The 14,970-nt window shown below is 61.0% G+C and carries 12 protein-coding genes; 4 read left to right on the forward strand and 8 right to left on the reverse strand.

All coding sequences use genetic code 11. The features are described 5' to 3' along the window. Window positions 1-19 precede the first annotated feature (19 nt). Both SIN08_RS11635 and SIN08_RS11640 read right to left on the reverse strand, forming a co-directional pair. A complete protein-coding gene (locus SIN08_RS11635; protein WP_322451738.1) occupies window positions 20-1,372 on the reverse strand; it encodes a TfuA-like protein in 1,353 nt (450 codons plus the stop codon). Then, window positions 1,369-2,634 carry a YcaO-like family protein gene (locus tag SIN08_RS11640; RefSeq protein WP_322451739.1) on the reverse strand — a complete coding sequence of 422 codons (1,266 nt, stop codon included), beginning with the start codon at window positions 2,632-2,634 and terminating at the stop codon, window positions 1,369-1,371. The genes SIN08_RS11635 and SIN08_RS11640 overlap by 4 nt, the downstream gene beginning before the upstream one ends. 302 nt (window positions 2,635-2,936) lie before the next feature. Between SIN08_RS11640 and SIN08_RS11645 the strand changes: the two genes are divergently transcribed. Continuing rightward, the gene (locus SIN08_RS11645; protein ID WP_322451740.1) at window positions 2,937-3,614 is read left to right on the forward strand and encodes a Crp/Fnr family transcriptional regulator; all 678 of its coding nucleotides are present in this window, start codon (window positions 2,937-2,939) and stop codon (window positions 3,612-3,614) included. Window positions 3,615-3,901: 287 nt separating this feature from the next. Next, window positions 3,902-4,705: a response regulator transcription factor gene (locus SIN08_RS11650; RefSeq protein WP_322451741.1), complete on the forward strand. Its 804-nt coding sequence runs from the start codon at window positions 3,902-3,904 to the stop codon at window positions 4,703-4,705. A 266-nt stretch (window positions 4,706-4,971) separates the two neighbouring features. On the opposite strand, the gene SIN08_RS11655 is transcribed toward SIN08_RS11650, so the two are convergent. The 4 genes from SIN08_RS11655 to SIN08_RS11670 form a co-directional block, all read right to left on the reverse strand. Next, window positions 4,972-6,291 carry a HAMP domain-containing sensor histidine kinase gene (locus tag SIN08_RS11655; protein ID WP_322451742.1) on the reverse strand — a complete coding sequence of 440 codons (1,320 nt, stop codon included), beginning with the start codon at window positions 6,289-6,291 and terminating at the stop codon, window positions 4,972-4,974. Continuing rightward, a complete protein-coding gene (locus SIN08_RS11660) occupies window positions 6,288-6,809 on the reverse strand; it encodes a molybdopterin-dependent oxidoreductase (protein WP_322451743.1) in 522 nt (173 codons plus the stop codon). The genes SIN08_RS11655 and SIN08_RS11660 overlap by 4 nt, the downstream gene beginning before the upstream one ends. Before the next feature lie 378 nt (window positions 6,810-7,187). Then, window positions 7,188-9,455: a VWA domain-containing protein gene (locus SIN08_RS11665; protein WP_322451744.1), complete on the reverse strand. Its 2,268-nt coding sequence runs from the start codon at window positions 9,453-9,455 to the stop codon at window positions 7,188-7,190. A gap of 38 nt (window positions 9,456-9,493) precedes the next feature. Beyond that, entirely contained in the window at window positions 9,494-10,486 is a 993-nt protein-coding gene (locus tag SIN08_RS11670) for a hypothetical protein (protein WP_322451745.1), read from the reverse strand. A 137-nt stretch (window positions 10,487-10,623) separates the two neighbouring features. Between SIN08_RS11670 and SIN08_RS11675 the strand changes: the two genes are divergently transcribed. Beyond that, window positions 10,624-11,694: a response regulator gene (locus tag SIN08_RS11675; protein ID WP_322451746.1), complete on the forward strand. Its 1,071-nt coding sequence runs from the start codon at window positions 10,624-10,626 to the stop codon at window positions 11,692-11,694. A gap of 208 nt (window positions 11,695-11,902) precedes the next feature. Next, a complete protein-coding gene (locus SIN08_RS11680) occupies window positions 11,903-12,673 on the forward strand; it encodes an SH3 domain-containing protein (RefSeq protein ID WP_322451747.1) in 771 nt (256 codons plus the stop codon). A gap of 24 nt (window positions 12,674-12,697) precedes the next feature. Here the strand turns inward: SIN08_RS11680 and SIN08_RS11685 are convergent, their stop codons facing one another. Together SIN08_RS11685 and SIN08_RS11690 are read right to left on the reverse strand one after the other, a co-directional pair. Continuing rightward, a complete protein-coding gene (locus tag SIN08_RS11685; protein ID WP_322451748.1) occupies window positions 12,698-12,862 on the reverse strand; it encodes a hypothetical protein in 165 nt (54 codons plus the stop codon). Window positions 12,863-12,984: 122 nt separating this feature from the next. After that, the gene (locus SIN08_RS11690) at window positions 12,985-14,703 is read right to left on the reverse strand and encodes a catalase (protein ID WP_322451749.1); all 1,719 of its coding nucleotides are present in this window, start codon (window positions 14,701-14,703) and stop codon (window positions 12,985-12,987) included. Window positions 14,704-14,970: the final 267 nt, after the last annotated feature.

Raw genomic sequence — 14,970 nt, forward strand, 5'->3', positions numbered from 1 at the left:
AGGCTCGCCGCTACATATTTCATGTTAGCCGCGGTTTGCGTTGTGCGCCAGAGCGCTCCGGTTCGGCACCTCTAACCGATAAGGCGTATTCCATCGCCAACAATTCGTAGAACCGATCAAGGTCCGGAAACCCGATCGCGGCAACGTAGGCGGCGAGATCGTACGGCACATCCCTTCCAAGCCGCGTACCGAAGTACCAGGAGACCAGCATCGGCGACGGGATTTTCGCTTCACCCTCCGCGCTCTCGCGGAAACGCGCCTTCGCACGGGCCCGTTCGCGCAATGCAGTGTAGGCATTTTCCTGACGAAGCTGATCGAGCATCCAGGGCCGCAGTTCCGCATCGCGCTGCTGCGCTAGCTTTTCCAGAGCCGCGCGATCGGACATCAGCCGCTCGAAACGAGCTATATCGATATCGTTCTCCGCGGCCCAATGCTCCACATCCTTCTGGCGCACCATGCCGAGCGGCAGTCGGAACGCCAAGATTTCTTCGGCGATCTCCCTGCGCTGCGGCTCGAGCCTCTCTCTTGCAATCGCTTCGTTGGCGAGAACCTGCAGGAGCGCGGTCTGCCTTGTCCGCGCATAGGCGTCGCCCTCAAGCCGCAACTCATCAAGGACCGCGTCGCCGTCGCCTTCATTATCCTTCCCCCGGGAAGCGGCAAGCCAGGGCGCACGGGCCCAAGCCTCGGTCCATTCGAATGAGAAAGACGGAGCGGCCGGCTTTTCGCCGCGGGACATGAAATCGTCGATCGTCCGGAGAAGCTCCAACGCATCATCCCGCTTGCAATCCACCTTTCCCGTTGGCAGCCAGGCAAGAAGGCGTTCGCGCACCGGTGCCGGCACTTCTTCAGCCGTTGCGAGTACGCTCGTCCATGTTCGCTCCTGATAGAACTGGGATTTCGCGGCGGCCACGATCATATCTGCGGAGCGCGAATCCAGAATACCTTCCCCCAGCGCACGCTCCACCGTTGCGCGAATATTCACCATCGGTTCGCTGAGGCAAAGATAGCCGGTCTCGGGCGGCCCGTGGACGAGTGCGACCTCGTCGTCATCGGTGAGCCTGCCGTCGCGATAATCCTCGAAAATCCGGCCGACACCATACATCCCGAAGCTGTGCAGTTCGGCAGCGCGAAGTGCTCCCATGCTGGAGGCGCCGAACACGGCGACGCCATTTGAAAGCGCCCACAGAACCTCCTTGTGCCAGACGGCCGGCACGCCATCGAAATATCCGTCGATGATTCCGATCGCCTTCGGTTTCGTTCGCGCCGCCGCGTAGAGATCGCTCTGGCGGACGGGTGGGCGGAACTCGAAATGCCGATAAGGAGCAAGCTCCTCATCGCGCAACGTCGGACCGCAAAAGACGATAACGCTCATGACGCACCCCCCAACAACCGGCGCGTCCGCTCTCCAGGCACATAGGCGTCGTGATCGTCGGGTCCTTCGAGCCCCGGAACCACTATGCGGACGATGGACAATCCGAGCCAGGATTTGCTGAGGTCGACTGCCACCACTTCGCGCACATCCACGGCCCTCAGCCGCGAGAGAAGCCAGGCGAGGTCGTCGGCGAAATTATCTGACGACCGGTCGGGAATGGCTCCGAAGTCCCTCTCGGGCAGATGCTCGGCGCGCAATCGGGCGGCGACACGCGCCTTTCGTGCACGCTCCGTCTCAGTATATTCCTCAGGAAGGAGATCGTCGCGCGCTCCCGAGATGTAGGTCGTGCGGACCTGGATGGCTTCCGTCAGGGCCCTTAGCAGCGCGATGCCGGGTGCCGGATGTGCCCCTGCACCCACGCCGTGGTGGTTCCGGGGACTGCGCCGGTCGGTTATCAGGCAGAAGAAGGCCGGAACGCCAACGTCGCTCGTCGTCTCCCAGGCCGTCACGTCGAATTCCGTGCGTTCGAGCTTGCCGAGCACCTCCCGGCAGGCTTCGTCGGCGACACTGTCGAGATTAAGCCCGGTACGGGCGCGATCCTTCGATGGGATCCTGTTCCACAGAGCCGTGGCATCGCGCTCGACGACCTCACAGATCGCGTGGCAGACCGCTTCGACCATGGTGTTGCCGGAAGCGAGGCCGTTGCTGCTGCAATCGAAGTAGCCGCTGCCGGGCGGCAGAGGCAGCGTGAAATTCGTACGGACGGATTCGAAAGGAACCCAGCGCGACGTGCCGGAGAACAGATCAACGCCCTCGATCCAAAGCGTTACGAGGTTTTGGTCAAATGGGATGTCGGATACCTTCGGCAGACGGTCGACATCGACAAATGCATGGGACTGGGCCAGCTCGGAATAGCTTCCGAGCTTCAGGGGCAAGTCAATATGCTCCGCGTGATAAAGCTCGGCCGCTTCCATAAGACCCGACGCTGCCGCCGCAGCCAGGTCGATCCCCTTGCCCTGTGAAACCGCGAGCGAGCGCGCGTTCGGGCGGCACACCATCACGACAGGCACGCCGATGCGGTCGAGCCCGGTGACATTTGCAAGGCGGGTAATACCCATCCATGACATGAGTTTGTTCACGCGTGCGACGGTTTCAGATGGAGCGACGGTGCGGTGGCTACCAAGAAAAACCTCCTTTGCTCCATCCGAACGATTATCATGGAGCTGTTCCAGAGAGGGAAATGGACCGCGCTCAAAGGACAAATGTTCTTCCGTTCCGCAGATATTTGTCCGGGATAGTAGATTCCTGGATGCCCCAGTGGAAGCGGCTGAAGGCAAGAACGTCAAAGCAACTCATTCCTCCCGGCGCAACTTCACGGCGCATCTTGCCTGATAGGAATGCGCGAGACGGTGCCATTCCGTATTCGCTTTATTCGCCGCCAGAAGAACTTGGAGTGGCAATGTGTTGACCTAGGCGAAGCTTCAGACCCACTATGCGCCCTCCACGCCGACCGTTGGATGGGCAGATCACATAGATGTCATCGAAGGGAACCGTATTTCCGGACATGAACGATCCGCGGAGTGTGAGCTTCGGTTCCCGCCAGGCAAGGTTGTCTCAGGATCTGTTCGAACTTCTGTTTGGCGGATGCCGGCCCGAACACTTTGATGCAGGCGAGCATCTCTTCATGCAGGAGGATCCGGGCGATCGCATCTACGGTGTACTGTCCGGTACGGTGGAAATCTCGATCTACGGGCTCACCGGACGCAAGCTTGTCGCCAATATCGAACTGTCGCGAAGTCTTATAGGCGAGATCGGAGCGCTTGACGGGGGACCACGAACAGCGAGCGCGCTTTGCCTGACCGGATGTACGTTGGTTTCCCTCAGCAGGGTTCAGTTTCTGGATAGGCTGGAGAAGAATTCTCACCTCGCGATCGCGATCATCGGACTCCTCTGTGCCCGGTTACGATGGGTCAGCGGCGAGCGGAGTGATCAGGCGCTGCTCAAAATCGAAACCCGCCTCGCCAAGCGGTTGCTGTTCCTCTCCGGAGTATTGGCCGACAAGGATGGCTGGATTCCAATTTCACAGGCTGACCTTGCCGCGTTCCTGGGGGCGACACGGGAATCGGTCAACAAAATGCTCAACGAATGGCGTGGCCGCTCCCTAATCGCGATTAGACGTAGTGCCATCCGCGTGACGAATGCGAACGGTTTGCAAACCATTGTCGATCTGGGTGACTCATAGTTCCTGGAGTGGCAGCCCACCCCGGTGCGATAAGAAAAGCGTGTGTAGCAAATTTCACAGACAGAAGAATTAGAACTCCCCTAGGTTTGCTGAGTTTCACGCTCGGGCCGGGCGAAATGATGCTTTTTGTAGATTCGACGCAGAACGCATGCGGGGGAGGGCACTCAAGCATCGGAAGCGTGGAAGATCGTCATCTTCAGTTGGCCGGGCGTGAATCTTGACAGACCTTGTCTGAGGGAACCTCAGAACAACCAATTTCCTTTCGTCAAAGCACGAGAGAGACCGATATGACCGTTCATACTACGCATACCGACCTTGGAACCGACGGCAGGCCGAGCATGTTTCATGGCTTCGAGCGGACCATCGATGGATCGATCAACAAGTTCGACGATGACATGCACTCCAACGGAGAAGGACTCGACGAGGTTCGTGAAAACGTGCACTCCGTTGCATTGATCGATGCCTGCATACTCCGGCGAGAATGCCTGCGAAGCGGTCTGATCTCGCAACGTGTTTCATGGGAGATCGCCACCTTCGATTCCGTGGATGAATGGCGCGCGGCCGATCTTTATCCTCCCGCTACAGCAATCCTGTTCCACATAGGCCCACAAAAGGTCACCAGTTCAGGCGTCGCGGATCAACTCAAAGAACTCGTTGAGGATTTCAGCCCGACGCCAGTCATCGTTCTCGCCGATTCCGATGACATCGGGCAAATTATCCATGCGCTCGACTGCGGCGTTCGCGGCTACATTCCATCCTCGGTGAGCATAGAGGTGTGTGCCAAGGCAATTAACCTGTCCTTGGCAGGTGGTGTTTTCGTTCCGGCAAGCAGTGTGTCTGCGATGCACCAAATGGTTGCCTCGGACGCGTCGCATAACAGCCAACTGGCGGAGCTTTTTACGCCACGTCAGATCGAGGTTGCGAACGCCATAAGGCAGGGCAAGCCGAACAAGATTATCGCCTATGAGCTCAACATGTGCGAAAGCACGGTGAAAGTCCACGTCCGCAACATAATGAAGAAGCTGAATGCCACAAACCGCACCGAGGTTGCCTATAGGGTAAGGGATCTGTTTCCAAGCGAAAGCACCTGATGTCGCTTGGTAATATGATGAGATCGGGTATGGGACGCGTTCGTCCATACGTGTCGGGCCCGTTCCTCGGGTGTCAATGTCACCACGAAGTTCACTCTGGGCTGCATGAGCGCCACGGCGTCATGATTTGCTCGGCTGGCTTTCGGCTACGACGCCGCTGTCGACGCACGCCTTTGCCGACGGTGATACTTTACCGTCACCGGCGTTCCGAACGTCGAGGACGCAGCCAGCCTGGGCATCCGCTTCTGACCCTGAACAACCGCACTCTACAGGGATAGCGCGAGCGTGAATGTCGAACCGAAGCCCTGCCGGCTTTCGAATGTCAGGTCTCCGCCAAGCATGCGGGCAAGGCGGCGCGAGAGATGCAGCCCCATGCCGACACCGTTTACCTTTGCCGCGGTGCTGGCGCGAAAGAAGGGCTGAAAAAGTCTATCCTTCTCCTCTTCCGGGATGCCGATCCCTCGATCCTCAACGGCGATACGTATCCGGCTGCTGTCCGCTCGGACACGGACCGTCACCGGTTCTGTCTGCGGGGAATATATGAGGGCGTTGGCGAGCAGATTGCCGACAATCTGCTGAAAAAGGAGCGCATCGGTGGTGATGCGGGCGGGGACCTCGCTTCCGGTATCGACATGGATGGTCCGGCCGGGGCTTGCGTCGAGTTGCCGTTTCCGCGCGGTCTCCAGTTCGGCCGCGATATCGCATTCGGTTTTCTTGACCTCGATCCGGCCGGCTTCCAGTTTCATGGAATCGAGTGTGGCCTGCATCAGGTCCGTCAGCCCCTTGACCGTCTCCCGCACGCGGCCCGCACGCTGTCGGATCTCCGCTCGAGGCATTAAATCGCCTGCGCGCAGGATGCGCTGCATCGAGGCGTCGATCACCGAAAGCGGGGTGCGGAACTGGTGGGAGACGAGCGCGACAAAGCTGCGGTATGCCTCACGGATTTCCTGCTCCCGCAGGAGCGACATCTGTGCCCGTTGCTCCGCGTGAACCGCGGCGAGCATGCGCCAGGAGATGAAGGCGCCAATCGCCAGGATGACGATCACCGTCGCGATGACCTGCATGATCGCGCCGTGCTGCTTGTCCAGCTGGGCGCCGGTCTCGTTCCATTGAGCGACCATGGCGCGGTTGGCTGCACGACCGATCTCGCGGGCGAGTTCGGCAAGCAACTCGTGAAGGGGTTCTCCCGCGTCCCCGGCACGCACGCCAGCGGAGAGGAAAGCATTCTCTCGCGCGTAGACCCGTTCCGCAAGCGCGTGGATCGTCTCGAAGTGACCGAGATCGGCGAGATAGCGGCGCTGCGGCCCGTCCTCAAGCAGGGTGAGGCGGCTGAGGAGCACGTCGTAGCGCAGCGCCAGCGCGTCGGCGTCGGCTTCCTCAAGACGCTCTTGGGCCAATGTGATGTCGAGCTGCTGGGTGGCCACCTGAGCCTGCGCGATCGCCCAAAGCATGTTGTCGCCCGCCTGCGTGCGCAGTGCCGCTTCCGTGCTCCACAGGCGCCAAAGAGCAAAGACGAGGAGGCCGGTGAAGATGAGGATGGCGGCAAGACTGAAGGGATAGGCCAGGACGCCACGCCGGACGGTCATTGGACATCCAGATGGTTGAGCTGCCAGACCCAGCGATAGTCGTAGCGCAGGTCCTCGAGTTCGGCGTGATCATCGCGCGGGTAGACGATCCAGAGCGGTCCCTTGTCGCGCGTCTCGAGCCGTTCGCCATTCATATGTGTCGCCACGACGACATCGAAACGGGTGAAATCCTCGGCCGGAATGTCGATCACATAGTCGTTGAGCGCGCTGGCCGTAACCGTTTCTCCGTCGGCGCCCACCAATTCCAAGAGGTCGCGCATGTAAAAACCGTCGAAACGCTGAACGCCGTCGGTCACGACCGTCGTGGTCTCCAAAGTTGCCGGTGGAAGCGTCTCCAGCATCGCACGGTCGAAGACCGCCTTTTCCTTGCGATTCGTGTGTTCGATCCGGCCTTCGACCTCCAGCAGGATCTTGCCGCCCGGATTGCCTAGAGTTGCAGCAAATGCTGCGCCCGCGGTCGCGACAATATGTGCCGAAATGATGAAGGCACTCAAGGAAAAGAATTTGGCCTCGCCCATCGTGATGTTCCCCCTGCGCGTTCTGCGTCTGTCTTTAGCTCCGATTGAAGTTACAGCCCATCCTTTCTGGCGGGAGCGGAAACATTCTATTGTGCTGGCCTTGTGATTCAAAGACCAAGGAGAATGGGAAGCAGGCCATGCTCGGCTTCAGACTGAAACGTTTTGCTACTCGAACGAGTTGCGCTGCCAGTTTCGTATAGCTAACGGCCTCCGGCACGGCGTGGGCAGAAGTCGATGGCCCGGAAACTTCGCGCGTCATTGATGTCGCGTCAGACGACGCGCTCAATGCAAGTATAGCCGGGCACCGACTATCCTGTGATCGGGCAGTTTGCCTACGGGCTGAACCCCGCCGGCGCTGGAAATGGCCGGCGGGAAGCTTCACTCGACGCTGATCGTCACGCGGCTGAGCACCTTGCGCTCGCTAATGTCGAGCAGACGGAACTCATAGAAGCCCGTTTCATCGGGCAACGTGAAGCTTAACGGACCGGCGGCTGCCTTTTGCACATCGATCCAGGTGAAGTCCGCCTGATCGGCACCCGCCAGGGCGACACGCCGATCGTTGTCGCCGTCATCGGCCGTCCAGTTCACCTTCACCGTCTCGCCCGGTGCGCCCGTCTCCGGTGCTTCGAGCGCGCCGCCGTCGTTGAGCGCTGCCGTCTCCGCCACCACCTCGAGCGTATGGCGGGCGAGAATACGCTTGTCCTCGTCAAGCACATAGCGAAGTTCGTAGAGCCCCGTCTCCTCGGGCGCGTCGAGGGTGGCCTCGTCGACGTTTCCGACGCGGGCATAATCGCCATGGCTGCCCTGTTCGGCCCCCATCGGCACGACCGTCACATAGTCCTGTGGGTGGGGTGCCGTGCCGAACCACACGACCTCGATTTCCGATCCCGCGCGCACCGTCTCGGGCCCGGAGAGTTCTATGTCGGCCTCGACGATCTCGATCTCTTGAGAGGCCAGCGTCTTACGGCCTTCCTGGAGAACGTAGCGCACCTCGTAGAGCCCTGGTTCGGCTGGCGCCCTGAGGCTGCCTTCGCTCTTGTCAGAGACCCGAGCATAGTCGCCGTAGTCACCTTCCTTGGCCCCTATGGGCACGATCGTCACGAAGTCGCGCGGGTGGATACCTCTCGACCACTGCACCGGAAAGGGGGAGCCGACGACGGCACTATCGGGTGCCCGCACCGAAGCTTCCGCCTCGACGATCTCGATCTCGGTTGATGCGAGTGTTTTGCGGCCTTCCTTGAGGACATAACGCACCTCATAAAGGCCAGGTTCGGCCGGTGCCTGGAGCGCGCCCTCGGTCTTGTCGCTCACCCGCGCATAGTCACCGTATTCGCCTTCGTCCGCGCCCATCGGCACGATGGTCACGTAGTCCTGGGGGTGAATTCCTTTCGACCATGAGACGGAAAAGCGCTCGCCGGCTGTCGCGGTTTCCGGGGCCTCCACCGAAGCCGTTGCATCGACGATCTCGATGTCAGTCGAGGTCAGCGTCTTGCGGCCTTCCTGGAGCACATAGCGCACCTCGTAGAGCCCAGGCTCGGCCGGTGCCTGGAGATTTCCCGCGTTCTTGCCGGATACCCGCGTGTAGTCGCCATATTCGCCGTCCGCCGTACCGGCGGGTACGATGGTCACGTAGTCTCGGGGATGAACCGCGTCCGACCAGGAAACGGAGAAGCTTTCGCCAGCCGTAGCGCTCTCGGGCGCCTCAACCGACACCGACGCTCCGACGATTTCGATCTCGGCAGAACCCAATGTCATTCGATCCTCTTGCCGGACGTAGCGCAACTCGTAAAGGCCCGTTTCGGCGGGCGCGCGGAGATTGCCTTCAGAGTCGTCCTTGACGCGCGTATAGTCGCCGTGCTCGCCCTCATCGGCGTCCATCGGCACGATGGTGACGTAGTCACGCGGCTGCTGATCGGGAGCTTCCCATGACACATCGAAAGCAGACCCTATGATGGCTCTGTCCGGGCCTTCCAGCGCCACGCTCGGCGCGGGTTCGGGTTCAGGCTCCGGCTCCGGTTCAGGTGCCTCGGCCACCACCGTGCCCACTTCGCTCAGAGCGGCGCTCAGCTCGTCAGCATTATTGGCAGCGACGAACCGGCCCCCGGTGCGCTCGGCCATGCAAGCCACCGCCTCCTGTTCCTTGCCCTTGAGGTCGAAACCGACGACGTGGGCGGTGAAACCCACGCCCATTTGCTCCAGATCCTCGGCGAGGGCGCAGGGGTCCCTTCGGCAGCTCTCGATCCCGTCGGTGATCAGCACCACGGTTGCCGGATTGTCGCGATAGGCCAGGGCCTCCGCCGCTTGCTCGACAGCGGTCGTCAGCGGTGTCTTGCCCTTCGGCGAGATGTCCCTGACCCTTCCCAGGAAGTCTTCGCGGTCAAAAGACCCCGGGGCGATCATTGTCTCGATATCGTTGCAATCGCCCTCGCGCCGATGGCCATAAGCCATCAGACCGACATTGGTGCCTTCCGTCCAGTCCCCGACCAGGCGTTCCATCGCCCCACGGGCGATCTCGATCTTGGCGGTTCCGTCGATCTGGCCCCACATGGAATTCGACCCGTCGAAGACCACCATGACATCGTCCGCAGCGATGGCGCTTCCGGTCCACATGACCACGCCGGCAAGGAGATATCCAACTTTTCGCATTCTCAACCCCTCTTCATTCTTCTGGTTCGGCCGCGGGACTAACCGGTAGCATTGCCGGCGGGCAATGGCGCAGCGGGCTCGGTGGTATCTCCACCGATAGCGGCCTTTTCCTTGAGCTTGCGGAACTTGGCCGACAGGTTCTCCAGCTTTGCATCCCAAGCCGGATCCGGCGACTGGCCTTCTATGGTCTTGAAATAAACCTGCATCATGCAGGTGATGGCAAAGGGCTCAAGCAGCGCCACCTTGACGCTCCAAGCGAAGAGGAGCGCGAAAACCATGCCGCCGGCCGACCACGCGCCGGGGATCATGTAGACGGCAAGCCCCGCCGGAGCGAGCATGACGAGGAAGACAACGAAGGACAGGCCGTAGACGATGAGCGCCAGCCAAGCGGCGTTCTTGAGCATCGGCTTGTAGTTCTGCGCGTAAAGAACCAGGCCCGTGCGCGCCGACTCCCAGGCGTTGGTCGAACGCGTGCGCATGGCGTAGGCCAGAATTACCTCGTCGACGAAGCCGATGGCGATGCGCAGGAAGGCATGAATGATACTGACGAGCTGCCGCGCGCCGGGGATGGGCAGCACCGTCATCAAACCGCGCACGAGCCCGGTGACCGCTCTCAGCACGCCCTTGACGAGTTGGTCGATGGCAAACAGTACGCTGGTCTGGGCGAAGCGCTGCGTCACCTCATTGCGCGCATGGGCGATCTGCGAGCGCCCCTCGGGCATCGGCTTTCCGTCGAGGAGTTCGACCAGAACGGCAATATGCCCCGCCTTCACGATGTAGAGCGTGTACTCACGCAGGAAGTACATGACAGCGCCGACGACCGCGAAGCCGGCGACGCCGCCCCAGAAGGTCGCCCCAGCACGGAAACCTTCATCGCCGAAGCCGCCGATCCCCCAGCCCACACCAGCGCCCACACCCGTCATCAGCACATAGGCGACGGCCACGCCGAAATAGACGGCGATGCGCAGCAGGAGGAACGGTAGAGTGCGCATCATGAGCCCGAAGGCTCGATTGATCGAGAAATCCCACATGACAGAAACCCTTCGCAACTATTTGCTCGAGTGGTTCCCACCTCCTATCCCAATCCAAATGTACCGTCCCCCTTCAAATAGAGGGGCAAGCCCGATAGTTCTTATCGGCACTATTGCGCGTATCGGGGGGATGCGACATGACGACAAAGCACACACCGGGCGGCAGCAGGAACTTGATCCTTTGCGTCGAGGACGAAAGGGATTTGCGCGAGGACATCATCGAGGAGTTGCGCTCATCCGGCCATGACGCAATCGGGGCCGGTACCGGGCGGGAAGCCCTGGATGCTTTGGAAGCCGTGCGTCCAGACCTGATCCTCTGCGATATCTCCATGCCGGAAATGAACGGCTATGACCTGCTCGAGACCATGCGCAAAGAGCGGACGGACCTGGGCGATGTGCCGTTTGTATTCCTCACTGCGCTCGATGAACGCGACGAGGTGATTTCGGGAAAACGCGCCGGCGTCGACGATTACCTCGTAAAGCCGATCGATTTCGATCTCATGCTCGCGAGCATCGAGGCGCGCCTGGCGCAGACGCGGCGGGTACGCACGCTGCACCGGCGGGACGCGGATGCCGTCCAGGAGGCTTTTCGTCACCTCGTCGATCAAGAGCGGGTCACGGAGGGCACCACGGACGTACTCAACATCCTCGGTTTTGGCGTCGTGCTCGCCGATGCACACGGCGATGTTGTCTTCGCCAATGCTTTCGCACGGACACTCAGCGCAGAAACCGAAGCCTTTTCCCTCCACGGCCGCCTGCGCGCTGGAACACCGGAGCTGAGCCGCAAACTCCGGACGCATGTGGCGGAAGTCGCCGACGCTGCGAGACGGGGCGAAGATATCATGAGGGGGCTTGCTCTGCCGCGACCGGATGACGGCGAGGAGCTCATTCTGGTGATCTGCGCTCTCCCTGGTGGCAGAAAGGACGATGCCCCCTCGTCGCTGGCTGCCATCCTCATCTCCGATTCGAAGCGGCGGTCCGCACCGCCGGAACATATGCTCGCTTCCCTTTTCGGGCTGACACCGACCGAGGCGCAAATCGCGCATGGCCTTGTCAGCGGACAGCGCAGTGCCGACATTGCCCGCCGACTGAAGATCAGCCAGACCACCGTGGCGTTTCACCTGCGAAACCTGTTCGAGAAAACGGGAACGCGTCGGCAGGTCGATCTGGTCGCGCTTATCCTGAGCACACCCGTGGCCGTAAGATAGGGCAGCTACAGGTTCTCACCGACCGGCGACTGCGCGACTTCACGGCGTCTTCGGGGATATCGGAAGTCTTGATCGAGGCGAAGAACGGCACGGCCAGCGGCGCGCGCTCCCGTCCCCTCCGAACGAAGGGGGCGCACCTCGAACCTGTCGTGCCATCATCGCGCCTGGCATCCTTGGCCGTGGACGATCATGAGTAGGCAGCATTCCAATGTTTTCACGCATCAAAAACCTCGTGGCAGCAGTACTCCTGCTTACGGCCCCCACGGTCGCACTGGCGCAGATGGACGGACACGGGCCGGATGCTTGGCAGGTTACGGGCGTTGCGCCCGATGATACGCTGAATGCGCGCACCGGGCCGGGAACGGACCATCTGGTGATCGGCGCCTTTCCATCGGATGCCACGGGCCTGCAGATTGTCACCTGCGTTCCGTTCCTGACACGGCAGAAGCGTTCGGAGTTGACCGAAAGCCAGCGCGCGAACCTTCCACCCAGATGGTGTCTGGTGGAAAGCCCTGATCATGGGATCAAAGGCTGGGTGTCGGCCCGTTATCTTAAAGAGGATACGTCAGCCGCCCGGCCCGACATGCACCCGTTGGTCGCCGAAGGTGTCGCACTGGTGCGCCGGATCTATGACCGGGAGCTCAGCGCACGCAGTGCCAGCGCCATCGGCCCGCTGCACCCCTCTGTCGCGCGCCGCTACTTCTTCCCGGACGGAGTCGCGCGGCTCGCGCAGGGTGCGCGAGGTCATCCGCTGGAGGCTCACCCGCTGTTTGGAGCGCAGGACGCCGACATTACACAGTTGCAGATCTTTCCCGCCCCCGAACGCGCGATGTTTCGCGGCATGGTCAGCGTGCATGCGACATTCCGCAATTTCGGGCATCCGCAGCAGGCGGTCTTTCGCCTGCGAGGCGATGGCTCGTTCGATCCGCCGGCGCTGCGCATCATGCGGATCGAACATGAGGGCTGGGCATTTCCGTGACGCCCCGCGGCCTGGTCGACAGCATCAAGAGGACAAATGATCGAATTCACCGAACGCAGCCCCATCGAAGCGGGTTTTTCTAAAATCTTCGAAGCGCGCATCGCACCGCGCCTGAAAGAACTGGAAGACGCACGACTGGCGGTCCTGGCCATCGCCAAGCGTCACGCCGCCATCGGGCCGCTGCGCCATTGGAGCCCAAGTTCGCCTCGCCGGTCCACCCGGCGGCGCGGTGACAGCCTCTTGGGGAAACCGGCGACTATGCCTGGTGCACCAACTCCCTGGACGTGGAGCCCTCGACTGCCATGCAACGCCTACTCGGCGGCACGATCGCTCATGCTCCCCTGGGCGGAAGGCAGTTTCCCCGAAAGGACGTCATCTGCGGATACCTGCAGGTTCTTCACAGAGCTCGTCCACTGGCCCCATACCGAGCTGTCGATTTCGTCGCCATTGTTGCCCAGGTGCTGGAGCCGTCTTTCTTCCTCACTGGTAAGCACTTGTTTCGGCAAAGGGGGAAGATGGCGAACGTCATCCGCGGTGATGCCAATCATCTCGCCGACTCGCTTGCCGTAGTCATCGTGGACAAGGAACAGGTGCCAGATCATCCGCTCCTGAACGTCCCGCTCGCACTGCCCGAGAAGGGTGCCCATGTTGAGAACGAGATCATCCCGCTCCCAATCCATCATGGTGCAGTAGCGCCCGCGCGCCTGGAGGTAGTCATTATGCCGTTCGATCACACTGCGCGTTAGACGGCCCCTGATTTCCGGCGGATTGTTGGGCCGCTCGCGGCCCGCCTCCTCCAGCCCGCCATGTATGGACGGCTCGTAGTTGACGTGCGGGTTTTGCCCATCGGCGATTTCGCGCCGGTAGGACATCGTGCCGCCTGACAGGTTGGTTGCGACATTGGCGTTCTTTGCCTGATTGACCGGCAGCTGGAGGTAGTTGGTGCCGACCCGATAACGCTGCGTGTCCGAATAGGAGAAGGTACGACCGACCAGCATCTTGTCGTCCGAGAAATCAAGACCGTCGACCAGAACACCGGTACCCATAGCGATCTGCTCATTTTCGTTGAAGACATCGTCCACGTTTCGATTGAGGGTCATGGTGCCGATATGGCGCAGCGGGAAATCCTTCTCCGGCCAGATTTTTGTGTCGTCGAGCGGGTCCCAGTCCAGCTCGGGATGGTCGTGATCCTCCATGATCTGCACATACATGTCCCACTGCGGGTGGTCGCCACGCTCGATCGCCTCATAAAGATCCTTCGAGGCAGAGCCGAGATCCTTGCCCTGCACGCGCCCGGCTTCCTCGGCAGTCAGGCTCGCGATGCCCTGGCGTGGATGGAAGTGGTACTTCACCAGCACCGTGTCGCCCTGCGCGTTCACCATCTTGTACGTGTTCACGCCGAACCCCTCCATGTGACGGTAGCTCGCCGGGATGCCGCGCGGTGAGAACAGGTGCGTCAGCATGTGCATCGATTCCGGTGTCTGCGACATGAAATCGAAGATCCGGTTCGGCTCCTGGCGGAACGTCACCGGGTCCGGTTTCAACGAGTGGATCACATCTGGAAACTTGATCGCATCGCGGATGAAGAAGACGGCGAGATTGTTGCCCACCAGGTCCCAGTTGCCGTCTTCCGTGTAGAACTTCACCGCAAACCCGCGCGGGTCGCGCGCGACTTCCGAGGAGTCGCGCCCCCCTATGACTGTTGAGAAGCGGATGGCGAGCGGCGTCTTCTTACCCGGTTCCTGGAAGAGCTTTGCGCGCGTGTATTTGGAAGCAGCCTCGTCACCGATATTACCGGTGGCCTCGAATTCGCCATAGCAGACGAACCCCCGCGCATGCACCACCCGTTCGGGTATGCGCTCGCGATCGAAGTGCGTTATCTTCTCGAGAAACGGGTAATTCTCCAGTGTCGCCGGCCCACGATTGCCAACGGTGCGCTGGGACTGGTTGTTCGTAATCGGATGTCCCTGCCTGTTGGTGAGAGTCCGTTCCTGTGCGCCGTGCTTCGGTGATTTCTCTTTCTCGCTCATCTCTGATTCCTCAATTCCGGGCGGAGGGGGCGGCTGGGCGTCGGCGTCTACTGACTGTCGCAGGATAGAACTGCTAGCTAGCGCTGGAGTTCGCATTCGCAAGTGGCAGGCACGCAGAATGAACGCCGAATAGACAGCTGGCCGCCGGTCGAGAAATGCCATCCGCAATTTCGCCGCCCGCAACCGCAGTGCCACCAGGGCACCGGCTCGCTGAAGCCGCGGCCGCCACTTGGAGGATTGAGGATGGATTTCGATGAATATCATCGA

The sequence above is a fragment of the Chelativorans sp. M5D2P16 genome (assembly GCF_034427935.1).
Taxonomy (GTDB): domain Bacteria; phylum Pseudomonadota; class Alphaproteobacteria; order Rhizobiales; family Rhizobiaceae; genus Chelativorans.

Excerpts from the sequence above, each read along its gene's own strand:
- SIN08_RS11635 (WP_322451738.1), bottom strand. The coding sequence starts at position 1,372 with ATGAGCGTTATCGTCTTTTGCGGTCCGACGTTGCGCGATGAGGAGCTT.
- SIN08_RS11645 (WP_322451740.1), top strand. The coding sequence starts at position 2,937 with ATGAACGATCCGCGGAGTGTGAGCTTCGGTTCCCGCCAGGCAAGGTTG.
- SIN08_RS11650 (WP_322451741.1), top strand. The coding sequence starts at position 3,902 with ATGACCGTTCATACTACGCATACCGACCTTGGAACCGACGGCAGGCCG.
- SIN08_RS11655 (WP_322451742.1), bottom strand. The coding sequence starts at position 6,291 with ATGACCGTCCGGCGTGGCGTCCTGGCCTATCCCTTCAGTCTTGCCGCC.
- SIN08_RS11660 (WP_322451743.1), bottom strand. The coding sequence starts at position 6,809 with ATGGGCGAGGCCAAATTCTTTTCCTTGAGTGCCTTCATCATTTCGGCA.
- SIN08_RS11665 (WP_322451744.1), bottom strand. The coding sequence starts at position 9,455 with ATGCGAAAAGTTGGATATCTCCTTGCCGGCGTGGTCATGTGGACCGGA.
- SIN08_RS11670 (WP_322451745.1), bottom strand. The coding sequence starts at position 10,486 with ATGTGGGATTTCTCGATCAATCGAGCCTTCGGGCTCATGATGCGCACT.
- SIN08_RS11675 (WP_322451746.1), top strand. The coding sequence starts at position 10,624 with ATGACGACAAAGCACACACCGGGCGGCAGCAGGAACTTGATCCTTTGC.
- SIN08_RS11680 (WP_322451747.1), top strand. The coding sequence starts at position 11,903 with ATGTTTTCACGCATCAAAAACCTCGTGGCAGCAGTACTCCTGCTTACG.
- SIN08_RS11685 (WP_322451748.1), bottom strand. The coding sequence starts at position 12,862 with ATGGCGCAGCGGCCCGATGGCGGCGTGACGCTTGGCGATGGCCAGGAC.
- SIN08_RS11690 (WP_322451749.1), bottom strand. The coding sequence starts at position 14,703 with ATGAGCGAGAAAGAGAAATCACCGAAGCACGGCGCACAGGAACGGACT.